This is a genomic window from Enterococcus gallinarum NBRC 100675 (assembly GCF_001544275.1).
In the GTDB taxonomy this organism is placed as follows: domain Bacteria; phylum Bacillota; class Bacilli; order Lactobacillales; family Enterococcaceae; genus Enterococcus_D; species Enterococcus_D gallinarum.
Window position 1 is genome coordinate 104425 of record NZ_BCQE01000003.1, and the last position, 22269, is coordinate 126693.

18 protein-coding genes and 1 other annotated feature (1 of these 19 only partly in view) are annotated in these 22269 nt (G+C 42.6%); of the genes, 7 read left to right on the forward strand and 11 right to left on the reverse strand.

Features of this window, described 5'->3' with window-relative positions; translation table 11 throughout:
- Positions 1 to 22, reverse strand: a binding site (T-box leader); it reaches 236 nt to the left of the window's first position.
- Between the two features lie 88 nt (positions 23 to 110).
- On the reverse strand, positions 111 to 908 hold the full coding sequence (locus tag EG2_RS01900; protein ID WP_060813258.1) for a formate/nitrite transporter family protein: 798 nt from the start codon (positions 906 to 908) through the stop codon (positions 111 to 113).
- A gap of 372 nt (positions 909 to 1280) precedes the next feature.
- Here EG2_RS01900 and rpsD point away from each other — a divergent pair, with 372 nt between their 5' ends.
- Positions 1281 to 1892 carry a 30S ribosomal protein S4 gene (rpsD, locus tag EG2_RS01905; protein ID WP_003128081.1) on the forward strand — a complete coding sequence of 204 codons (612 nt, stop codon included), beginning with the start codon at positions 1281 to 1283 and terminating at the stop codon, positions 1890 to 1892.
- Between the two features lie 247 nt (positions 1893 to 2139).
- Here the strand turns inward: rpsD and spx are convergent, their stop codons facing one another.
- The 3 genes from spx to EG2_RS01920 form a co-directional block, all read right to left on the reverse strand.
- Complete coding sequence (spx, locus tag EG2_RS01910) at positions 2140 to 2589, reverse strand: transcriptional regulator Spx (RefSeq protein WP_060813259.1); 450 nt, start codon at positions 2587 to 2589, stop codon at positions 2140 to 2142.
- 35 nt (positions 2590 to 2624) lie between these two features.
- Positions 2625 to 3014: an Asp23/Gls24 family envelope stress response protein gene (locus EG2_RS01915; RefSeq protein ID WP_060813260.1), complete on the reverse strand. Its 390-nt coding sequence runs from the start codon at positions 3012 to 3014 to the stop codon at positions 2625 to 2627.
- Positions 3015 to 3309: 295 nt separating this feature from the next.
- On the reverse strand, positions 3310 to 4671 hold the full coding sequence (locus tag EG2_RS01920; RefSeq protein ID WP_115241670.1) for a citrate/2-methylcitrate synthase: 1362 nt from the start codon (positions 4669 to 4671) through the stop codon (positions 3310 to 3312).
- Between the two features lie 186 nt (positions 4672 to 4857).
- Here EG2_RS01920 and acnA point away from each other — a divergent pair, with 186 nt between their 5' ends.
- The 4 genes from acnA (at position 4858) to EG2_RS01940 (ending at position 10370) form a co-directional block, all read left to right on the forward strand.
- On the forward strand, positions 4858 to 7557 hold the full coding sequence (gene acnA / locus EG2_RS01925; RefSeq protein ID WP_060813262.1) for an aconitate hydratase AcnA: 2700 nt from the start codon (positions 4858 to 4860) through the stop codon (positions 7555 to 7557).
- Positions 7547 to 8797, forward strand: coding sequence for an NADP-dependent isocitrate dehydrogenase (icd, locus tag EG2_RS01930; RefSeq protein ID WP_060813263.1), 1251 nt, complete (start codon positions 7547 to 7549; stop codon positions 8795 to 8797). Before acnA ends, icd begins: the two co-directional genes overlap by 11 nt.
- A gap of 138 nt (positions 8798 to 8935) precedes the next feature.
- On the forward strand, positions 8936 to 9763 hold the full coding sequence (locus tag EG2_RS01935) for a helix-turn-helix domain-containing protein (RefSeq protein ID WP_003128072.1): 828 nt from the start codon (positions 8936 to 8938) through the stop codon (positions 9761 to 9763).
- A gap of 82 nt (positions 9764 to 9845) precedes the next feature.
- Positions 9846 to 10370, forward strand: coding sequence for a biotin transporter BioY (locus tag EG2_RS01940; RefSeq protein WP_060813264.1), 525 nt, complete (start codon positions 9846 to 9848; stop codon positions 10368 to 10370).
- 317 nt (positions 10371 to 10687) lie between these two features.
- On the opposite strand, the gene EG2_RS01945 is transcribed toward EG2_RS01940, so the two are convergent.
- Genes EG2_RS01945 through EG2_RS01955 form a run of 3 tightly spaced genes read right to left on the reverse strand, consistent with a single transcriptional unit; the run spans position 10688 to position 12545 of the window.
- A complete protein-coding gene (locus tag EG2_RS01945) occupies positions 10688 to 11578 on the reverse strand; it encodes a metallophosphoesterase (protein WP_003128069.1) in 891 nt (296 codons plus the stop codon).
- A 1-nt stretch (position 11579) separates the two neighbouring features.
- On the reverse strand, positions 11580 to 11963 hold the full coding sequence (locus EG2_RS01950) for an iron-sulfur cluster biosynthesis family protein (protein WP_060813265.1): 384 nt from the start codon (positions 11961 to 11963) through the stop codon (positions 11580 to 11582).
- A 12-nt stretch (positions 11964 to 11975) separates the two neighbouring features.
- Entirely contained in the window at positions 11976 to 12545 is a 570-nt protein-coding gene (locus EG2_RS01955; protein WP_060813266.1) for a GNAT family N-acetyltransferase, read from the reverse strand.
- Positions 12546 to 12680: 135 nt separating this feature from the next.
- Here EG2_RS01955 and EG2_RS01960 point away from each other — a divergent pair, with 135 nt between their 5' ends.
- On the forward strand, positions 12681 to 13133 hold the full coding sequence (locus tag EG2_RS01960) for a YueI family protein (protein ID WP_041119905.1): 453 nt from the start codon (positions 12681 to 12683) through the stop codon (positions 13131 to 13133).
- A gap of 195 nt (positions 13134 to 13328) precedes the next feature.
- Here EG2_RS01960 and gshAB read toward each other — a convergent pair whose 3' ends face one another.
- Entirely contained in the window at positions 13329 to 15584 is a 2256-nt protein-coding gene (gene gshAB / locus EG2_RS01965; RefSeq protein ID WP_060813267.1) for a bifunctional glutamate--cysteine ligase GshA/glutathione synthetase GshB, read from the reverse strand.
- Positions 15585 to 15805: 221 nt separating this feature from the next.
- Here gshAB and EG2_RS01970 point away from each other — a divergent pair, with 221 nt between their 5' ends.
- The gene (locus tag EG2_RS01970; protein ID WP_003128064.1) at positions 15806 to 16174 is read left to right on the forward strand and encodes a BlaI/MecI/CopY family transcriptional regulator; all 369 of its coding nucleotides are present in this window, start codon (positions 15806 to 15808) and stop codon (positions 16172 to 16174) included.
- A 385-nt stretch (positions 16175 to 16559) separates the two neighbouring features.
- Here the strand turns inward: EG2_RS01970 and ftsY are convergent, their stop codons facing one another.
- Genes ftsY through smc form a run of 3 tightly spaced genes read right to left on the reverse strand, consistent with a single transcriptional unit; the run spans position 16560 to position 22268 of the window.
- On the reverse strand, positions 16560 to 17861 hold the full coding sequence (gene ftsY / locus EG2_RS01975) for a signal recognition particle-docking protein FtsY (protein ID WP_060813268.1): 1302 nt from the start codon (positions 17859 to 17861) through the stop codon (positions 16560 to 16562).
- 1 nt (position 17862) lies between these two features.
- Positions 17863 to 18681, reverse strand: coding sequence for a Cof-type HAD-IIB family hydrolase (locus tag EG2_RS01980; RefSeq protein WP_003128060.1), 819 nt, complete (start codon positions 18679 to 18681; stop codon positions 17863 to 17865).
- Complete coding sequence (gene smc / locus EG2_RS01985) at positions 18678 to 22268, reverse strand: chromosome segregation protein SMC (RefSeq protein WP_060813269.1); 3591 nt, start codon at positions 22266 to 22268, stop codon at positions 18678 to 18680. Before smc ends, EG2_RS01980 begins: the two co-directional genes overlap by 4 nt.
- Position 22269 lies beyond the last annotated feature (1 nt).

The following is a 22269-nucleotide window of genomic DNA, read 5'->3' on the forward strand; positions in this document are numbered from 1 at the left end:
CTTTCTTTTTCTACGTGTTTACTTATTGATTTTTAACAAGGATAGCAGAATGATTTTAGTGTGTCAATATTGATTTTAAAAAAAAGAAGCATTGCTGCTTCTTTCTTCGTTTAATCCACATAAGTTGATTTTGATTGATTGAGCCATGCATAGCCCAGACCCATGATCAAGCCGCCACCGATATAGTTCCCGATAAAGGCAAAGACAAGATTGTGAATCACGCTGTCGACAGTCATACCAGCTAAGTGGCCGCCAGATGCCCAGAAAGCTAACGTAAACGCTGGGAAGTTAGCGATGACGTGTTCATAGCCTAAGAAGGCAAAGATAAAGATAATGAAAATAATCGCAGCTACTTTCCCTGCATCATCTTTCATCCGCATACTTACTAAAACAGCTGTATTAACGACAATGTTTGCGAACATTGCTTCGACGACGATTTGGAGTGTCGGCTTATCAAGTTTTGCGGTAATGGAAGTCAATAAGAAATTATCCGCAAGCAACCCTTGAAAAGGTCCAGTCAAAGAAATAATTGATCCAAAAATCAAACCACCGACTAAATTGAAGAACACACAAGTGAACAAAATCTTCAATGCCAAAGGAACACTCAATCGTTTGCGATAAACACCGACGGTCATATACAACATATTTGATGTGCCTAATTCTGCGTTCATATATAAGATCATGACAAGGGACCAACTAAACATAAATGCATACAACATTTTTCCTAGTCCATGTGCAATGTCCTCACCTTTCATAGCAATCGCAAAGGCAATCGCTGTTCCTAGCGTCAAGAAAAGACATGCCATCATGGCCCGTACAGCATAGCGTAAATAACTGCTTTTGATCAAATCGACCTTCTTTTCAATGGAAGAATCAATTTTTTCAAATAATGGGGATACTGGATTCATTTTTCTGCTCCTTTTTATGGGTATGATAATTGAGTTCGTTATAAAGTACACAATACCTTCACATTTTAATAACCAAACGCCTATTTGTAAAGTGTTTTCTGAAAAACGTTACTTTTTATATGAAATTTTCATCACATTTTCATTGCAATTGAATTCAATCATACCTTGACTTTTCCTCTTATTTTATCGTATACTGTTCCTTGTGTAAAATAATGCAGCAGGGAAATAACAGCTCGTCACCAGTTCGTTGCCTAAAAGGTTCAATTGCGTAACCGCGGCTGCAAAGGTGAAGATTGAAGAACGAACTGCACGGATGTGAATTTTTCAACGGATTATTTTACTCCAAACTATATTTATTGGAGGAACTAAATTATGTCTCGTTATACAGGACCATCATGGAAAATTTCTCGTCGTTTAGGAATTTCTCTTTCAGAAACTGGTAAAGAATTGGCACGTCGCCCTTACGCTCCAGGACAACACGGACCAAACAGCCGTGGCAAAAAATCAGAATACGGTATGCAATTGACTGAAAAACAAAAACTTCGTCATATGTATGGCATGAACGAACGTCAATTCCGTACATTGTTTATCAAAGCAAGCAAAATCAAAGAAGGTAAACACGGTGTTAACTTCATGATCTTGTTAGAACAACGTTTGGATAACGTCGTTTACCGTTTAGGTCTTGCAACTACTCGTCGTCAAGCACGTCAATTAGTAAACCATGGCCACATTTTAGTAGATGGCAAACGTGTAGATATCCCTTCTTACCATGTTGAAGTTGGTCAAGTGATCAGCGTTCGTGAAAAATCACAAAACATCTCAACAATCAAAGAAGCAATCGAAGCAACTACTGGTCGTACAGCATTTGTAAGCTTTGATGATGAAAAATTAGAAGGTTCATTGACTCGTTTACCAGAACGCGATGAATTGACTGCAGAAGTTGACGAAGCACTAGTCGTTGAATTCTACAACCAAAAACTATAAGAATTTTCACCAGAAGCTGCGACAGAAATCTTGTCACAGCTTCTTTTTTTATAAATTGTTAGAAATAACTTCTTCGGAAAGAAGTCAAAATTTCACAGAAATCCGACAAGCAATTTTCGAACTCTCCTTTTCCTCTCTCTTGAAGCAGACTACTTCTGACATGACCTCTTTTTTGAGAAATCAAAAAAACTGTGCTGGTTTCCCGAAGGAAATACCACACAGTTTGCGATTAATCGGCAGGTCGGCTTCAAATAATATTGACGACGGACTCTCCGGATGATTTTTTTTGATGATAGTTGAACAACAGCAAATCTTTCTGACGCTTTTTAAAGATTACTTTCCGAATATTGCGTGGCACAAATTTGCGGATATCATCTTCATTATATCCTACTTGCAGTTTGTCGCCATCAACAATGATGGGACGTTTCAATAAATTCGGGTATTGCTCAATCAACGCTAATAATTCTTCTAATTTCAAGTCATCCAAATCAATGGCTAATTTTTGATACACTTTTGAACGTGTTGAGATAATATCTTCTGTCCCGTTTTTTGTCAAAGAAAGAATTTCCAGTAGTTCATCACTATTTAATGGATCGCTAAAAATGTTTCTTTCTTTGAAGGGTAGTTCATTTTCGGTCAACCAAGCCCGCGCTTTGCGACATGATGTACAGCTAGGCGTTGTGTATAGTGAAATCATTGATCATTCTTCCTTTCTGATTTTTCTGCGGATTCTTATTGATTATCTGTGATTTTTTCGATCGTTTCTTGTTTGACGACATCCACGATGCGAATGTTGATTTCTTTGACTTCTAAAGCAGTCAACCGACTAACTTCTTGCAAAACAATTTCTTGGATCTGAGCAAACAACCGGGGAATATCCTTCCCGTAGGCAACAATAACTTCCAAATCAATTGCTACTTGTTCTTTGCCAACTTCCACTTCGATCCCCGATGTCACATTGCTCTGGTCGGCCAAATCTTCCGTCATACTTGAAAAAAATTTTCCATCTGCACTGATTAAGCCATCAATTGACGCCAAGGCTACACCTACGATCGTCTGCAAGACTTTCTCCTCAAAGGTAAGCGAAGCAGTCTCTACACTTGCCGCTTGTTCATTTTCCATTTTTCACACTCCTTGTTTGCATTTCTGAAAAAAGAACGTTTTTTTTAGTAACAGATCCACCAAAACCAACAACCTTTTGCGGTTATCTGCCACCATGGGTAAAAATACCCTCCTCTATTAGCATAGAAGTTTTTTGTTTTTTTTACAAAGAAAAACACTTGTTACCGGATACTTTTTTTGCAAATTACCGAAATAAGGTACGTTTTTTTAATATAAAAAAGCGATTCCAGAAAATATTTTCCTCGATCGCTTCTTATATTTTATCTGATTTATCTAAAAAGATTCTTCCTCAATCCTACCGCTCATTCAACCTTGTATAGCTCCGGTCAGAAGACACTTCCTTATAAGCTGGTCGCATGATTTTTTGGGCATTGACTAATTCTTCGATTCGATGAGCAGACCAGCCGACGATTCGCGCAATCGCAAACATCGGTGTGTAAAGTTCTTCTGGCAAGTCTAACATTTTATAAACAAAGCCGCTGAAAAAATCAATGTTCGCACTGACGCCTTTATACATTTTTCGTTTTTGAGCAATCACTTCTGGAGCGATTCGTTCAACAGTTGTGTAAAGTTGATATTCTTGCCAAGCGCCGACGCCTTTCTCTTGTGCGAGTTTGGCTACATAATTTTTAAAAATTGCCGCTCGAGGATCATTGTCACTGTAGACAGCATGTCCCATACCATAGATCAAGCCCTTGCGATCAAAAGCTTCTTTATCCAAAACTGCTTCTAAATAACGACGAACTGCAGCTTCATCTGTTGTATCAGCAATCTGGCGTTTCAGATCACTCATCATCTCCGTCACTTTGATATTGGCTCCACCGTGTTTAGGCCCTTTTAGCGACCCTAATGCGGCTGCGATCGTCGAATAAGTATCGGTACCGCTAGAAGTAACTACCCGAGTAGTAAAGGTCGAGTTGTTTCCGCCCCCATGTTCCATATGAAGCACCAGCGCCATATCCAAGGTTTGAGCTTCTTGAAAACTATAGGCTTTATTAGGACGCAGCATGGTCAAAATCGTTTCTGCCGTGCTTAATTCCTCCGAAGGGCGATGAATATACATACTTCCCTCTTGATTGTAGTGATTATAGGCGTGGTAAGCGTAGATCGCCAGCAGTGGAAAGACACTGATCAGCATCAAACTTTGCTCTAATACATTCTCAATACTGACATCATCGGCTTGCGGATCATAACTGGCTAATGTCAAAATACTGCGAGATAAACTATTCATGATATCCGCAGAAGGTGCTTTCATGATCACGTCACGAACAAAATTGGTTGGAAGCGTACGTTTATCCGCCAATAACTGACGAAATCCCTGCAATTCAGATAACTTTGGCAGCTCGCCAAAAAGTAATAAATATGCAATCTCTTCAAAACCAAACCGATTTTCTTCAACGAATCCTGCAACCAGTTCATTGATATCGATTCCGCAATAACGTAATTCCCCACAAGCCTCGAGGGGCTTCCCCGCCACGATTTTTTCTGGATAAATGGTAGAAATGGTTGTTAAGCCGGCTAAGACGCCTTTTCCATCTAAATCTCTCAGTCCACGTTTTACGTCATACTCTGAATAAAGATTCATATCGATTTGATTGTGTTTCTGACACAATGTTGAAAGATATGCGATATTCTTTTCTTTTTCTAATTTTTCCACAGCCATGTTACCTCCTAACATCCTTACGTAACCATGCTACTAACTTCATTTGATTCAAAAAATAAAAACTTTTAAACATTATAGCACGATGTTTATAAAATGAAATATTTTTCATAATTTTAATTGATTTTTCTTTTTATAAACGTATAATTATTCCTAATAGATTGATATTTAAGGAGGATGCTTATGAATTGGCACACAAACCTGATCGTGAATGATCAGCGCTATACGTTTATTGATTTAGCAAAGGTCGCGGCTGACTTTAACGCTGAATTAAAAAGATTGCCTTACTCGATTCGCGTGTTACTAGAAAGTGTCGCCCGTCACCAAGATGAAGAGATCACTGCTGTTTACTTGGATTATTTGGTCAATTGGAACGCTGAACAGCCCACAGGCGTCGTACCTTTCAAACCCGAACGTGTCGTTTTGCAAGACTTCACTGGTGTTCCAGCAGTCGTAGACCTTGCTGCGATGCGAGATGCCATCGTTGCCTTAGGCGGGAATGCAGATACGATCAATCCTGAGATCCCCGTGACTTTGGTTGTCGATCATTCCGTCCAAGTCGATTGTGCAGGGACTCCGGAAGCAGTGGCTTTCAATACGGCGCGTGAATTTGAACGAAACCAAGAGCGCTACCAATTCTTGAAGTGGGCTCAGGATTCATTTGACAATTTTGAAGTCGTCCCTCCAGAGACCGGTATCATCCATCAAGTAAATATTGAATCACTTTCTGATGTGATTTTGGAAAAAAAAATCGCTGGCGAGCCGTTTCTTTTTCCGGATACATTGCAAGGAACAGATTCCCATACAACGATGATCAATGGTCTCGGTGTATTGGGCTGGGGCGTTGGCGGTATCGAGGCAGAAGCAGCGATTTTGGGCGAGCCGTCATTTTTCCCGACTCCAGAAGTTATCGGTGTCTGTTTTGTGAACGAAATGCCTGCCGGTACAACCGCAACTGATTTGGCGTTGACTGTTACTGAAGTCTTGCGAAAGGAGCAAGTGGTAGGAAAATTTGTTGAATATTTCGGAACCGGTTACCAACGGTTAAGTTTAGCTGACCGTGCGACCCTTGCCAATATGGCACCAGAATATGGCGCCACTTGCGGTTTTTGTCCAATTGATGAAGAGACCCTCAACTATTTAGCTACTACGGGACGAACACCCGAATTGATCCATAAGGTTGCTGCCTACACAAAAGCCAATCATCTCTTTTATGATGCGACGGAGATACCAGACTACACCAAAACGGTCACCATCGATCTAGCCAAGATCCAGCCCGCATTGGCAGGACCAAAACGACCACAGGACCGTATCTTATTACCGGAAGTTGGCACTGATTTCGATCGTTCCCTAACGGCTGACATCGGACCAAAAGGCTTCGGTCTTTCGGAGAAGGAATGGCAAAAAAGCAGCCAAGTTAACTGGCCAAACGAGCCTTCCGAAACATTGCAGACAGGAGATATCGTACTTGCAGCTATCACCAGCTGTACGAATACGAGCAATCCCTTCGTCATGCTCTCTGCGGGATTGTTAGCAAAAAAGGCGGTAGAAAAAGGATTGACCGTGCCAAAATCGGTCAAGACTTCCTTGGCCCCTGGTTCCCAGATCGTAACCACCTATTTGACTGCCAGTGGATTATTGCCTTATCTTGAACAATTAGGCTTTTATTTAGTTGGATACGGCTGTACGACTTGTATCGGCAACTCCGGCCCATTAGAAGCACCCGTAGCAGAAGCAATCGAAAACGAAAATTTACTGGTCGCTTCTGTTTTATCTGGAAACCGCAACTTTGAAGGTCGGATCCATCCACAGATCAAAGCCAATTATTTAGCTTCTCCTCCGTTAGTCGTCGCCTATGCCATTGCTGGAACCATCCGGAAAGATTTGACGAAGGAGCCTCTAGGCGTCGTAGCAGGACAAGAAATTTATCTGGCGGATATCTGGCCAAGTAACGAAGAAGTCAATGAATATATTCAAGCTTTTGTTGGACCAGAAGCGTTTCGTGCAGCTTATGCGCATCTATTCGACGCCAATGAGCGTTGGAACCGCATCGATACAACTGCCAGTGATTGTTATGCTTGGGAGGACACATCAACATATATTGCCCACCCACCCTATTTTGATTCCTTGACCAAAGAATTACCTATCCAAACGAGTTTGTCTGATTTGAAAGTGTTAGCCAAATTGGGGGATTCTGTTACGACAGACCATATTTCTCCCGCTGGTAGCATTGGATTAGATTCTCCCGCCGGCAGGTTTTTGCAAACCAAAGCTGTTCCTTACCGTGAGTTCAACTCTTTTGGTTCACGGCGAGGCAATCATCACATCATGATGCGGGGAACTTTCGGCAACATTCGTTTACAGAATCAGCTGGTTCCTGGAAGTACTGGCGGGATCACCCATTATTTTCCTACAGGGGAAACGATGTCAATCTATGACGCTGCCATGAATTATCAGAAAAACGAACAGTCTTGCATTATTTTAGCTGGTAAAGATTATGGGATGGGTTCTTCCCGAGATTGGGCAGCTAAAGGGACCCAACTTTTAGGCGTCAAAGTAGTCTTGGCAGAAAGTTTCGAACGGATTCATCGCAGCAATTTGGTCATGATGGGTGTGATTCCTCTAGAATATCTTGCTGGGCAAACTGCCGCTTCCTTGGGATTGGATGGCTCTGAATCCTTCTTTATCCAACTGCCCGAAGAACCGCAGGTCAATCAGCAGATTGATGTGACAGCCAAACGTACAGATGAAACAATGATCACCTTTCCGACTCGGCTGCGTTTCGATGCACCAGCAGATATCCGTTACTGGAAACATCAAGGAATCTTACCAATGGTCATTCGCAAAAAAATAGAAGCAGGAGGAACTAGCAATGCATTCTGAAGCGCCCTTATCTAACACTGTTCTCACAATTCCTTATATCAGTGGTGACGGCATTGGTCCAGAAATTTGGCAAGCAGCGCAACCTGTGATTGATGCGGCCGTAAAACAAGCGTATGGTCCCAAAAGAAGGATCCACTGGCAAGAAGTTTTAGCTGGTGAAAAAGCATTTAGACAAACCGGCGAATGGTTGCCGCAGTCGACTCTTACCACTATCCAAGAGGCTAAAATCGCATTGAAGGGACCATTGACCACACCAGTTGGCAAAGGATTCCGATCCCTCAATGTCACATTGCGCCAAACATTAGACCTCTATGCTTGTGTTCGGCCCGTTCGATACTTTGCCGGGGTACCTTCTCCTTTGAAGCATCCGGAAAAGACGAATATGGTGATTTTCCGTGAAAATACAGAAGATGTTTACGCAGGAATCGAATTTGCAAAAAATGATCCCCTCACGAAACAATTAATTGAGGTGCTGCAAACACAGTTCAGTGTCAAAAACATTCGCTTTCCAGAAAGCAGCGCCATCGGGATCAAACCGATCTCAAAAGAGGGCAGTCAGCGGTTGATCAGCGGAGCGATCGAGTATGCTATCGCACACCACTTGCCGTCTGTCACCCTTGTTCATAAAGGGAACATCATGAAATTCACCGAAGGCGGCTTCAAAAATTGGGGCTATCAATTAGCGGAAACGAATTATGCCGATCAGTGCTTCACGATGAACCAATGGGCAACAATTAAATCTGAGCAGAATATTGAAGCGGCTCAAGCAGCACTTGCTGCTGCACAACAAGCCGGAAAAGTCATTATCAATGATGTGATCGCAGATAATTTCCTGCAACAGATTCTTTTGTACCCAGAAAAATTTTCAGTGATCGCAACTTGCAACCTCAATGGCGACTATCTTTCCGACGCATTAGCCGCTCAAGTCGGCGGAATTGGGATCGCTCCAGGTGCAAATATCAATTATGTAAGTGGTGCCGCAATCTTTGAAGCAACCCACGGTACTGCCCCCGATATCGTTGACACAGGAAAAGCCAATCCCTGCTCGTTGTTGCTCTCTGCTTGTATGCTCTTGGAATATATCCAGTGGGATGAAGCAGCAGTTCTTATTACCACAGCCATCGAGACAGCAATCAAGGAAAAGAAAGTCACAGCTGACTTTGCGGCAGCTATGACTGACGCGCATTGTTTGTCTACCAAAGCGTTCGGTGACTATCTGGTCACATTGATCACTCCATAATCATTCACCGCCCTCGTTGACTTGTCATTTTAAACAACTCAACGAGGGCTTGAATTTTTTTGAGACAACTCAACGAAGGCTTGATTGTATTTCAGTTGCTAGTTCCCCTATACTGGAGACACGAAAGGAGGAATTCACATGAATGAATTCAACATACGGCAAATCGGCCAACGGATTGCCAGCAAACGTCGAGAACTAAATATGACTCAAAGCAACTTAGCAGATCAATTATTGGTCAGTTATCAAGCTATCAGCAATTGGGAGCGAGGCAATACATTGCCTGACATCGAAAAATTGCCCCAGCTAGCAACAATTTTGCAGTTATCCATTGACGAACTATTAGGAAATAGCGGAGTTGCAGTAATGCATTACCACGAGGGAGTCGCCGATTCTCAGGAAATCACCACGTTGGCGCCGATCATAAAACCTAAAGAATTGGCAGCTGCGACTCAAGCCCAGCCTTTTGAACTTGAGTTAGTGGAGCAATTGGCACCTTTTTTGAGCAGTGAAGAATTATTTGCTTTATTGAAACCTATAACAGAACCGCTGACCGAAGAAGCACTAGAAGAATTTTTACCTTTTTTAGAGACAGATCATTTGGAACAATTGATGAAAGAGGACTATACTTTCGCTTTTCTGGAAGAAGCAGCGCCCTACTTATCTGCCACTTTCTTAGCCCAAAAAGTTGAGCAGGCTGTCTCAAACTCGCTGTCTTTGTACGAGTTGGAAGATATTGCCCCTTTTCTCGAAAAGCAAGATCTAGGACGCATTCTTCAAAAGATCCTGGCAGCGTCAGAGAATCCGGAGCAACGGTTGTCAGAGCTTGAAGACCTGCTACCTTTTCTCGATGAATCTACGTTAGTAACGCTTGTCGGATACTTTCCTGTATCCTCTGAGGTTTTTGAACTGTTTACCCCTTTTTTGGCTACAGAAACTTTGTTGCAAGCGTTGCGAAAAAAACGTTGATTTACTCTTTACTTTTCGTTAACCAAGATTTATAATTTCGTTAACCAACTATTGGATTATGTGTTAACGAAAGAAGGATACTATGAAACTACCATTGCGAGAACAAATCTATGCTGCTTTTTTTGCCATCATTATTGCTGGGCTGTCTCAACTAACCATCCCATTAGGATTGATTCCTCTGACAGGCCAAACCTTTGCTGTCGGCTTGGCGGTAACCTTTCTAGGAATGCGCACAGGGACCATGTCGATCCTTATTTACTTATTGCTGGGGTTGATCGGATTACCGGTTTTTGCCGGCGGAGCAAGTGGCATCGGCGTCTTATTCGGACCTACAGGCGGCTATCTGATTGGTTTTATCTTTAATGGACTCTTGACGGGGAAACTTTTGGAAATAGGCCGTGCCGGATATGTGAGAGGGATGTTAGCGAATATCGCTGGTGCATTAGCAACATTGTTTTTTGGTACCTTATGGTTAAAATGGAGCACCGCTATGTCTTGGACTGCTGCCATCAATGGCGGTTTTGTTCTCTTCCTTCTGCCCGATGTGATCAAAGCCATTGCTGCGGCTTATTTAGGGATTTTCTTGCGGAAAAGATTGCAGCGGTAAAAAAAGAGAAAGTAGCAAACGTGGACTGCTTCAAGCAATAAAAAGGAATTGCCGAAAATTGCTGCTTTATTTTTTTGAAATTTCTGCTTATTTCCGAAGAAGCTACTGTTAGTCGTTTATTTGAAAAAAAGAGGGACTGTGCCATAAGTCATCATCCAACAAGTTAAACCGAATAATAGTCTGTTGCTAGGATAGATTCCTCTGACTTTTGCGACGAGGAGTCCCTGCACCGCAGGAGCAATAATCATTAATGTTCGGATAGTGTTACTTGTAGGAGACTTATGACACAGTCCCTCACGCTTTTATCTCGTAGCGAATCAATAGTTGATCCATGTGATTGCTTGCTGGAGCTCTGCTCTTAAATGGGCTGCTTTGTATTGATTGAACGCTGCTTGATTAGTTCGCAAAAGTCCCCGTAGCTTTGTTGGCTGAAAATTTTCTGTCAACTGATTTTCCAGAACAAATCGTCGGGTCAATTGCCATTCATAATAATAGCCCAAAGGACGACAGCTATAAATCGTCTGTCCAATCACTTGATCTTCAAACCGACGATGGGTATGGCCAAAAACTACTTGACGCACATTGTCCGCCTCATCAATAACTGCCCCAAATTCTGGTGAACCTAGAAACGCGTTCAAATGATTCCAACGAACATACTTCCCCGTTTGTTTGACGATAAAGGTTGCTTTCGGAACAAAATGAGTCGTTACGATAACTTCTTTATCTTGAGGGAGCCCTCGCAATGTTTGACGCAGTCTTTCATTGATCTGATGACTGATTTCCGGATCGGTTCCTGTCCGCTGAATCATACGATCATACCAAAAGAGGTGCTTGAGACGAAGGATCTCTTCTGTGCTTTGCAAGTCAGAATAGCCGTAGTCATACCAGCCATTGACACCTAACAAGAGTGTTTTTTCCGATAAAGCGACTGTTTGAAAGTTCAAGAAAGCTGGATCAGGATAGGTTTCGATCAATGATTCTGATAAATCAGCCATTTCATGATTGCCCCAATGAAAGGTAGTAGGCAGCTGTCTTTGAAAGAAATCAATGACGGTCATCGCTGCTGTCTCTTTGTTTGCAATATCTCCAGCTAGATGCAAGTGCGTCGCTTGATTGGCGTCTAGCAATTCGGCTATCAGCTGCAAGTCTGTTGCACTGAAATGATTGATATCGACATGCAAATCGCTGATAACGGCTAATTTCCCCATATCAGTTTCCTGCCACCTTTTTGTCCATGCGCAACAGTTGAACGTTAGATGCCAGCAGACCGCTGTCACTAGTCAACTGCAAGCGCTGATAGTCAGGATCGACCACCAAGCGTGTCCGCTCTTCTAAATACATTGCTGCGCCTTGTTTTAACCAAACTGTTCCAATTGCTGTATCCAGCTTCGTATCATAGATAGACAATCCGTCTTCTGGATAATCTGCTGGTACGAGGATCAAGCGAAAACTAATATCTAACCGGCAAGAGATCGCCGTAGCCGGAAAAGGTCCCACACCATCTTCAAAATCTAGATAAATTCGATCTCCCTCCTGTTTGACTTCTAAGATTTTTGCTACTGCTGCTGCATCCATATCAATCGTTATTTCCATATCGATTCTCCTTTACATGATTCGTTTTTGCCACTCGTCTCGGGTAATTCCCCGCATCACTTCGTCCACTACTTGCCCACGAAATCTTCGCGCAGCCGGAATCTGTGCTTCCACTTTCATGCCAATTTTTTCCATCACGCGACCAGATCGATGATTTCGCTGATCGTGCAGTGCATAAATACGAACAAGCGCTAATTTTTCAAAACCCAAAGACAAAAGCATCCGAGCAGCTTCCGGTACGATCCCTTGCCCCCAGAAAGCTTTATTCAAGGTATAGCCTAGTTCTGCCACTTCCTTTAGCGGGTCCACCCGCAAGTCAATCGTTCCGATCATTTTGCCACTCATTTTCTCTTCAATAGCAAATTTACCTAATGGCGCCGCTAAAAAATACGTTGCAATGGCGATTTTTGTATCCACAAGTGATTGATGCCTCGGAAAAACAAACTCCGTCGTTTCTTCATCACTTGCGTATTCGAATAAATCATTGGCATCTGCCATCGTCACAGGACGCAACCATAATCGTGGTGTCTCGATTCGTTGATTTTCTGCTAAAATCAATAAGTGGTTCTTTTGGATTTCCATGTTTTCACCAGCTTTCTTTCTGATCTTTTTTAGTCTTTCTTATGACCTCACTGAAATAGCTAAATGTTTCTAATAATCGACGCTCCCTTTTTTGTGCTATAATATAAAGCAAGAAAACGCTTAGGAGGATTTTCAATGTCCGATGAATTGGAGAAACGCCTAGATACAGGAATGTACGGGACACCTCGTGTTAATCCAGATGAACAAAGAAAATACTTGGGAACGTTTCGTGAACGTTGTTATCTAAGTATGACGGTAGCAGAAATGAAGAAAAAGGACAACCAAGAAACGTTACAGTCGGTTCTCCCTAACTATCAAGGGGCACTGATCTTGATCAACGGAAAATTGCCCGAAACGCTTCAGACGACCTTTATTTCATTGATTACGAAACAACAGCTCGATTTTCGAGTGGTGACTGACGCCCAGACTGCTGATCCTGACAGTATCGGTTTACTGATCGTTGCCAATGAGGCAGTGAATGAAGAGGTAATCGATATCGAAGAAAAGTATCCTCAAAAGACAAAATCATCTTCCGAAGAAGATCCCATCAAAGAAAAAAAACCATTCTGGGAACGATTCTTCCGCTAAACAAACCAACGGATCAATTACTAGTGATCCTTAACTAGTACGAACAGCAAAAGAAGTTGTATTAGAAATGGTCAGCTTTAAGATATTTCGGCTTATTTCCGAAGAAGCTACTTCTAACCATTTATTCTAAAAAAAGGAACAGTGACAAAAGCCTTGTCACTGTTCCTTTTTCAACTTCTGACTGTTAAACAGCTGTTAAAATCGTTCCGGAAAAAGCAGCTTGAGGACAGACATGGTTAAGCGGCGGCTTTGTCCTTGGTACGGGTAAATATGCATATGCATAGCGGGATTGAAGTTCGCTTCAATAATGCCGTATGCTCCCGGATCCTCCGCGGGCTTTTCCTTGTCAGGAATAATCAAATCAATCCCACTGATTCGTGCCTGTAATGCGGTCACGGCATCTGCAGCGATTTTTTTGTAGTCATCATTAAATTGATCGGTGACATCGATCGAATCGCCGCCCGTGCTGATATTGGAATTTTCCCGCAAGTAAACGATTTGTCCTTTTTCTGGGACAGAATCTATGTGATAGCCTTGCTCTTTCAACATCAATTGTTCCAATTCACCTAATTGGATCTTCTCCAACGGTGTCCGATGGTGGGTCCCCCGTAATGGATCGGTATTTTTCTCTGCAACTAATTCCTTGATCGTGCGCCGACCATCTCCTATTACATTTGCCGGTATTCGTAGCAAAATTGCTTCAACTTGACCATCGATCACAAAGAAACGATACTCTGTTCCAGCAAGGAATGCTTCAACTAAAATCGACTGGTCTTCAGCAAAAGCTAAACGGACAGCAGCTTGATAGTCCTCCAACGAAGCGCCATCCTTAAAGATCGAGATTCCCACGCCATAGTTGGTTGTTTTGGGTTTGACGACAAAACCTCTGTCAGCAAATTGCGGGTAAGCAGCAAGCGCCTTTTCTACAGTGGCGAATTCTGCTCCTGCAGGAACCCGAAAGCCATTCTCAGCTAAAATCTTTTTTGTGACCGTTTTATTGGCCATGATCAAAGGAACGATATAACGATCCTTACTTGTCATATTAGCGTTTTTGACATATTCAACATGTTCATCGATCGATAATTTCAAGAACTGATCAGATTCATCCAACACTTCCACCTTGATTCCCTTTTGAATCGCATCGAACATCAAAATTTGTGTTGACAGTTCCATGTTGGTGAAGCCTGCTAACTGATAAGGTTTTTCCCAGGCAACTTGATGATAAAATACTCCTAGTTCAGTTGCCACTTGAGCCTGACTTGACCTTTGGCTGGCTTGATATAAACGACCGGCAAAAGTTTTGCCGGGATCTTCCAACATTGGCAGCAGTTGATCCAGTAAAGGCATTGTCGGCAGACTGATTTCCTTTGCAAAAGCGATCAATTCTTCCGCAACTGCTTTAGCTTCTTCAAGATAGATCGTTTGATTCAATGGGTGTTCCAATGCCACTTGATTGTTTTTGCGATTTCCTTCTTCGACCCAAGCATCGGCATCAGCGCCCTCCTCTTTCGTTGCTAAGTATAACAAGAAAAGGTGCAGAAATTTCACTTGATCTTGCGAAATACCGTACATTTCAAAGGGATTGATATCAATATTGCGTAATTCAATGTAACGAATTCCCGCTGTTGCTAAGTTGGCAACCTTTTGCCCCCCTCGCAGGCGAACTGGTGCATAAAACTCTTTTTCCTCAGATAGTTTGCCAGTTTCTACCAGCTCAGCGATATCCGCCAGATAGGTCTCAAGAGAGGCATAAGACACGTTGACATCGGTATGATTCGTGTAGCCATAGCGGCTGTTACGAATGCTGCGGACAGGTTCTTGCGGTCCAGAACCCGCCATAAAATAATTGGCTTCCGTTTGCGGCGTTGCTCCAAAGAAATAAGTCAAAAACCAGCGGTAATGCAAGTAATTTCGGGTAACTTTCAAGTAAAGTTCTGTTTTAAACCTACGATAATCTGTTTCTGACGACTTGGTAAATAACTTTCTTAAAAAATCATCCCCAAATTCAAAATTGAAGTGGATGCCGCTGACCATTTGCTTACGACGCCCATACGTCCTTGCCAAAAACCGACGATAAAGAACATCTTCAAAACGATCCAGCTTTGCGATCACGATATCCTCTTCTTTTTCCGGCAACGCAGGCGGCATACTTAATGGCCAAAGCATCTCCTCAGGTGCCATCGAACGATAAGCAACATCATGGATCGCAGCCAGATAACGAAATAGTTCCTCTGAGCTTTCCGCGACTGGCGTGATCAATTCCAACTGATTTTCAGCAAAATCGGTTTGTATGTACGGATGAAAACTACGATTGCCTAATGCTTCAGGATGATCTGTCCCAGCAAAACTTCCGTCTAAACGTGCACGCTGCGCCTCACGTTCGATCCCATAACGCCCATCAAATAAGTAGGGACGCAGTTCTTCTTGTATAAAAAGTGATTTTAGTGTCATATCATTGCCCTCTTTGTCTTAGATTCTTCCTTATTATAGTCAATAATCCAGCAGAAAAAAATGAAATTGTGCGATTCTCTTTGCTAGTTTTTTAAAAATTACCAAGTTTTTACAAATTACTTGAATAAATTTGATATTTGACCTCTAAATAAAGTATACTTACTATATAATAGTAAATTATTATGTCAATATTACAACTTTTTTGAAAGGAAGAATAGTGAATGAAACCACTCAATCTTACCAAACGCGAACGTCAGATCATGAATATCTTCTGGAATGCTGAAAAACCTTTGTCTGCAAATGACATTGCGGTTCAACAACAGGACTTAAGTAAAAACACGATCCAAGCCGTTGTCCGAAAATTAAAGAACCATGATTTATTGAAAGTAGCTGACATCGGCTACAGCGGTACTGTCTTGACCCGCTTGTATTCTCCAAATGTTTCTCAAGAAGATTTTCTAGCTGCCGAACTCTCTGAACAATCGTTGCTGAATCTAGTCTCGAATTTCATTGAAAACAGTGAGGATGCCGAGACATTGAATGATTTGGAAAAAATCATCAAAGAGCGGCAAGCACAGCTAAAAAACTGATTTCTGAAACAAGTTGTTCTTGTTCACAGAGAAATGTCCACGCTGAACATTTCTGACAAGACAAGGAATCTTTCTTGGAATGATTTCAATTTCAGGAACAGCAGCTACATCCTTTTAGCTGCTGATGGGGAGGTTTTGTGAACCAGAAGTCACACGTCATCTGTTACGTATTCTGCTGTGGTACTTCATGTACATCGCAGCTGTCAAACAAACGTATGCCTATAAAGTTTATTTCCATAACCGAGGAGCTTTATGCAAGTTCCTTAACAAAAAATATCCGAACTACTACTGATTACTCCTACCGTTAACGCCATCGCGAGATGATGAAGAGGAATAATCAAACATAGTTCGGATATTTTTGTCTTATTTCAAGCGATGAACAGCATCAACCTTCGTTGATGAGACCTTTAAATAGCCCAACAACAAACTCATTTGGATCAAACGGCTCAAGGTCGTTGATTCCTTCCCCTAATCCGACCAATTTAACCGGTAAACGCAATTCATTGCGAATCGCTAAAACGATCCCACCTTTGGCAGTTCCATCTAATTTCGTCAAGACCAATCCTGTAACATCCGTGGTTTCTTTGAATTGTTTGGCTTGGTTCATCGCATTCTGACCAGTCGTCGCATCTAACACGAGCAACACTTCATGAGGCGCATTCGGCTCTACTCGTTGAATGATCCGTTTGATTTTCTCTAACTCATTCATCAAATTGACTTTATTTTGCAAACGACCAGCGGTATCAACTAATAGAACATCTGCTTGCTCTGCTTTCGCTCGTTCCATCGCATCAAATACGACGGCTGCCGGATCACCACCAGCTTTCCCTCGAACGACTTCCACACCTGCTCGATCCCCCCAAACGACGAGCTGATCGATTGCTCCAGCTCGAAAGGTATCCGCAGCTGCCAACAACACTTTCTTGCCTTCTGATTTGAATTGATGCGCCAGTTTTCCAATGCTGGTGGTTTTACCGACGCCATTCACACCGACAAATAAAATGACGGTCAATCCAGGTTGCATATTTAGTTCGTTGACTTCGTCGACACCCGCTTCACCGTAAAGATCGACTAGTTTTTCAATAATAACATTTTGAACCTCTGCCGGCTTCTTGACATTTCGCAACTTGACCTCTTGACGCAGTGCATCCGTGATCTTGATCGCTGCATCAAAGCCTACATCGGCTCCAATCAATGTCTCTTCGACTTCTTCAAAAAAATCTTCGTCTACAGAGCGAAAATTCGCGAACAGCTCATTGAGTCGTTGCCCGAAAGTTTTGCGAGATTTCGATAGTCCCTTCGTGTACTTATCTTGTACATCCTCTTTGTGAACCGCTGTTGGCTGAGGTTGTACTTCAGGTTTTTTTACCGTTTCACTAGGTGTCACGACGTCGAATGGTTCAGCTGATTTCAGATCTTGTGCTCCTTCTGATGATGAAGTATCAGCCGCGGACTCCTCTGTTTCTGTTGGCTGCAACGCGGAATCGGTAGTAGTTTCTGGACGAGAATCCAGTGTTGGTTCCGTCGATTCTACTGTTTGTTCTTGTGCGGAATGGTCATCTGCGACGGATGACTCATCGACAGATGACTCTGGAGATTCAACTGGTTCCTCTACTTCACCTTGCACTTTGTCTTGCTCTTTTGATTCACCAATCAAAGCTTTTTTAATTTTGTCAAAAAATCCCATTTCAAACGCCTCCTTTCAAAACATATTTTTCGATGACAGTTGCTACACCGTCTGCTTCATTCGAATCTGTTACCACATCTGCGGCTTCCTTGATTAAAGGCACGGCATTAGCCATCGCTACACCGAGTCCTGCATAGCGAATCATCGGCAGATCATTTTCTTCATCTCCGATCGCCATGACTTCATCGATAGTGATACCTAAATCCCGAGCCAGCAATTCAATCCCATAGGCTTTCGTAATTCCTTTAGGCATAAATTCCAGCAAATTATTCCGAGTTTTGATTACTTCATATTTCTCTCTGATTGCTGAAGGAATTGCCAAAATCTTCGGATCCAGTACTTCTTGATGATAAGCAATCACAGCTTTATTATAGAGTTTCGACTCATCCAGAGCTTCTATCGCATACGGGCGGCAATCCAGCAATGGATTCAGCGAACCATAGATCGACTGATTCGTTGCTGAAGTCGGCAAGCACAAAACGATTTCTTCGGATACGACATCCAGCGGCAAATCCAGTTCTGCTGCGACAGCAACCAATTCATGAATATCAGCCAATTGCAAAGCGGCTTTTTCCATGATTTCTCCCGTATCGTTTTTTTGCACCAGACCACCATTAAAAGTAATGCTATAGTCCCCTGATTCATTCAATGACAACTCTTCTAAATAAGGACGAATTGCCCGTAAAGGACGACCTGTGCAAAGGACGATTTTTACTCCTTGTGCTTTTGCTTGGGCAAGAACTTCTTTATTTTTTTGCGATACTTGTTTCTTTCCATCCAGCAAGGTACCGTCTAAATCAATTGCGACTAATTTGATCATTTTGCTACTCCTTCTTGATCTGCGACAAAATTTCCGCCTTCTTTGACATCTTCCAAACGCACAGAAACGGTCTTAGATACACCGGATTCCTGCATCGTCACGCCATACAACACATCTGCCGCTTCCATGGTCCCTTTGCGATGTGTGACAACGATGAACTGTGTATCATTTTGGAAGTCGCTTAAATAATGGCCAAAGCGTGATACATTGGCTTCGTCTAAAGCAGCTTCAACTTCATCCAGCACACAAAACGGGACGGGACGGACTTGAATGATCGAAAACAGCAGTGCGATGGCTGTCAGCGCTCGTTCGCCTCCAGAAAGTAGACTCAAGTTTTGCAGCTTTTTACCTGGTGGTTGGGCTTCGATCTCAATACCAGTATTTAGTAAGTCCTTTGGATCTGTCAAAATCAATTCCGCATGTCCCCCGCCGAACATATTGGGGAAAACTTGCTTGAACTGCAGACGAATCGCATCAAAAATCTCACCGAAACGTGTTTTGACTTCTTCATCCATCTCGGACATTGTATCGAATAATTGTGCTTTTGCAGAAAGCAGATCATCTCTTTGACTGGTCAAGAAGCTGTGACGCTGTTCCACTTGATCATATTGCTCGATAGCATTCAAATTGACTGGTCCAATCGCATCGATTTTTCCTTTTAGATCTTGGATTTCTCGTTTTGCAGCTTCCGGGTCATCGATTGCTGGATAGTCATTGGCCGCTTTTTCAAAGCTCAATGCATATTCTTCCTGCAAGTAAGCCAACCGATTATCCATCACCAAATCCGCGCGGTTTTTCTCAATTTCTACATTGGTCTTTTCGGATAGTTTTTCTTTTTGTTGCAAGTTTGCCAAACTGAGAGCTTCATCCAACTGTCCAATTTCCTGTTGGACGATTTGTCTTTGTTGCCGAATGTCCGCCAATTCTTGTGTCAGTGTTATTTTTCGTTGAGTAAAATCACTGATTTGCTGATCCAGGCTTTCTTCCGAAATTTCATGGTCACTCACATTCGAATTGATTGCTGCTAACTGCCGTTCTAGCGACTGTTGGCGTGCTTCATTCTCCGCTAACGCTTCCGCATTCGCAGCAATTTTTTGTCTTAAATGTTCCACTTGTTCTTTTTGAACAGCAAAATCAGCTTGTAATTGGGCGGCTGTCGCTGCTAACTGGCTTCTTTTTGCTTCGATTAAATCTTCTTCTGCATTCATGCTTTGAATGTCGTGATCGATTTTTTTCAGCTGCTGCGCAATGGTTTGCTGTTCCGATTCCAACCGAGTCTTCTTCTCGTTATACTCTTCAAAAAAGGCCTGAATCTCGCGATTTTCAAAGTCAAAGACTTGCTGCTCTTTTCTCAACCGTTCCAACTCGTTGGTGAGGTTTTGCAGTTGATTTTTTAGTTCGTGTTCCGTCATTCGAGCCGTTTCACCGGTGGTTCGCAGCTCTTCCAAGGCTGCTTGAGCATCTTTTGTCACCGTTTCGAAGTGCTGCACTTGTTTCTCTGTTTTTTGCAGGCGTTCATCCAATTGAGCGGCTTGAGCCGTTAATTGCTGCAACTCATTGCTTTGACTAAATAGGCTGCCGGCATTTTTCTTCGTCGCTCCACCGGTCATCGAACCCCCGGCATTCATCACGTCGCCTTCCAGTGAAACGACACGATAGCTATAGTTCAGCGCTTTAGCTAATGCATTAGCACTTGTCAGATCTTCTGCGATGACGATACTTCCCAATAGATTTTCGGCAATGTTTTTTACATTTTCATTGAAACGCACCAGCTCACTAGCAACGCCGATAAATCCTGGTACTTGTTGTGCTTGAGAAACAGCATAACTAGGTAATTGGCGAGACTTGATTGTCGTCAACGGAAAGAATGTGGCCCGACCACCACGATTTTGTTTCAAATAGGTAATCGCTGCTCTGGCATCACGTTCGGTTTCTACTACTACGTGCTGGGCAGAAGCGCCCAGTGCTGTTTCGATAGCAACTGTATATTCTTCTGGTACTTCGATCAATTCTGCAACAGCACCCACGACACCGGTTAGCTGCTGCTTATTTTTTAGAACTAGTCTGACGCCTTGATAAAAGCCAGCATAGTTTTCTTGGATATCCTGTAAACTCCGTTGTTTTGCCCGCACTTGTTGGACTTGGTTCATTAACTGATACATTTTTTTCTGTGCATCATCAAATTTTTCTTTGTTATCTTTGGCTTTCTCTTGTAAATGGATATATTGCTTCCGCTGTTCGTCCAACTGTTGCTGCACGGCTTGCAAGCGTTCATTAACGATTTCTGCGGCTGTCGCTTTTTCTTTGATCGCTGTCGACAGTTCTGTCTGCTTCGTAACGGCTGTCTGATTTTTTGCCGATTCTTGCTGGTATTGGCGCTCAAGATATTTGAGCTCATTGCCGACCGTTGCTTGCTCCTGCATTGCTTCAACATATTGACTGCGTAGTTCTTCGATGATCTCTTTGGCCGATTTCTGATACTTTTCTTGTTCCGCTCGACAATCAGCAATCGCTACTTCTGCCTCTTGGACACTGCGATTCTTTTGCGACAGTTCATGAATCAATTCAGCTTTTTCGTCATTCAACTGTTGGAGGCGTTCACTGACGGCATCCAAGGTCTCTTGATATTCTGCTGTGCTTTTTTGCGTATGCTTGGAGCGCTCCAACAGTACTTCTTTTTGGCCTTCGGCTTGCTTCAGCCCTTCCGTTACTTGCAACAGCTGCTGATTGAGCTGCTCCAATGATTCATCGAAGGCTGCTCGACGCTGCCGCAATTGCTGCACACTGCGTTCATCGGTATTGATTTGCTGCGTGATTTCAGCCAACTGATGATTTAATAGTTCCAGCTGTTCTGTAGCTGTTTCCCACGCCCGTTTGGCTGTCTGGATCTCCATGACAGAAAAAGCCACGTCTACTTCCGTTAATTTTTCCTTCAATGACAAAAATTGTTTGGCCGCTTCACTTTGAGCAGCTAACGGAATCAATTGATCCTCTAACTCATAAATAATATCTTGTAGACGGTTAAGGTTGTCTTCTGTTTCAAACAATTTCTGTTCTGCTTTTTTCTTACGCTGTTTGTATTTCAAAACACCGGCAGCTTCTTCAAAAATACCGCGACGATCTTCTGGTTTGCTGCTGAAAATCGCTTCGACTTTCCCTTGAGAAATAATCGAAAATGATTCTTTTCCTAGCCCGGAATCCATAAAGAGTTCCTGGACATCTCGCAGGCGGCAACTTTGTTTGTTCAAATAAAAGTCGCTTTCACCGGTTCTCCTTAACCGGCGAGTCACACTGATCTCACTGTAATCCATTGGTAAATAGTGATCGGTATTATCTAAAATAATCGTTACTTCCGCTACATTTAATGGCTTGCGAGTGTCAGATCCTGCAAAAATGATATCAGGCATCTTGCCACCACGCAGGCTTTTGGCAGACTGTTCTCCTAAAACCCAACGAATCGCTTCAGTAATATTGCTCTTGCCGCTGCCATTTGGTCCTACGACCGCAGTCACACTATTTTCAAAATCAATGATCGTGCGGTCTGCAAAGGATTTGAAACCGGCAATCTCTATTCGTTTTAAATACACT

What these genes read in the sequence shown, in the direction of transcription:
- EG2_RS01955 (WP_060813266.1), bottom strand. Translation starts at nt 12,545, where the DNA reads ATGGAAATCCAAAAGAACCACTTATTGATTTTAGCAGAAAATCAACGA.
- EG2_RS01935 (WP_003128072.1), top strand. Translation starts at nt 8,936, where the DNA reads ATGAATGAATTCAACATACGGCAAATCGGCCAACGGATTGCCAGCAAA.
- EG2_RS01980 (WP_003128060.1), bottom strand. Translation starts at nt 18,681, where the DNA reads ATGATCAAATTAGTCGCAATTGATTTAGACGGTACCTTGCTGGATGGA.
- EG2_RS01900 (WP_060813258.1), bottom strand. Translation starts at nt 908, where the DNA reads ATGAATCCAGTATCCCCATTATTTGAAAAAATTGATTCTTCCATTGAA.
- rpsD (WP_003128081.1), top strand. Translation starts at nt 1,281, where the DNA reads ATGTCTCGTTATACAGGACCATCATGGAAAATTTCTCGTCGTTTAGGA.
- EG2_RS01940 (WP_060813264.1), top strand. Translation starts at nt 9,846, where the DNA reads ATGAAACTACCATTGCGAGAACAAATCTATGCTGCTTTTTTTGCCATC.
- spx (WP_060813259.1), bottom strand. Translation starts at nt 2,589, where the DNA reads ATGATTTCACTATACACAACGCCTAGCTGTACATCATGTCGCAAAGCG.
- acnA (WP_060813262.1), top strand. Translation starts at nt 4,858, where the DNA reads ATGAATTGGCACACAAACCTGATCGTGAATGATCAGCGCTATACGTTT.
- EG2_RS01950 (WP_060813265.1), bottom strand. Translation starts at nt 11,963, where the DNA reads ATGGAAATAACGATTGATATGGATGCAGCAGCAGTAGCAAAAATCTTA.
- EG2_RS01915 (WP_060813260.1), bottom strand. Translation starts at nt 3,014, where the DNA reads ATGGAAAATGAACAAGCGGCAAGTGTAGAGACTGCTTCGCTTACCTTT.
- icd (WP_060813263.1), top strand. Translation starts at nt 7,547, where the DNA reads ATGCATTCTGAAGCGCCCTTATCTAACACTGTTCTCACAATTCCTTAT.
- EG2_RS01960 (WP_041119905.1), top strand. Translation starts at nt 12,681, where the DNA reads ATGTCCGATGAATTGGAGAAACGCCTAGATACAGGAATGTACGGGACA.
- gshAB (WP_060813267.1), bottom strand. Translation starts at nt 15,584, where the DNA reads ATGACACTAAAATCACTTTTTATACAAGAAGAACTGCGTCCCTACTTA.
- EG2_RS01970 (WP_003128064.1), top strand. Translation starts at nt 15,806, where the DNA reads ATGAAACCACTCAATCTTACCAAACGCGAACGTCAGATCATGAATATC.
- EG2_RS01945 (WP_003128069.1), bottom strand. Translation starts at nt 11,578, where the DNA reads ATGGGGAAATTAGCCGTTATCAGCGATTTGCATGTCGATATCAATCAT.
- ftsY (WP_060813268.1), bottom strand. Translation starts at nt 17,861, where the DNA reads ATGGGATTTTTTGACAAAATTAAAAAAGCTTTGATTGGTGAATCAAAA.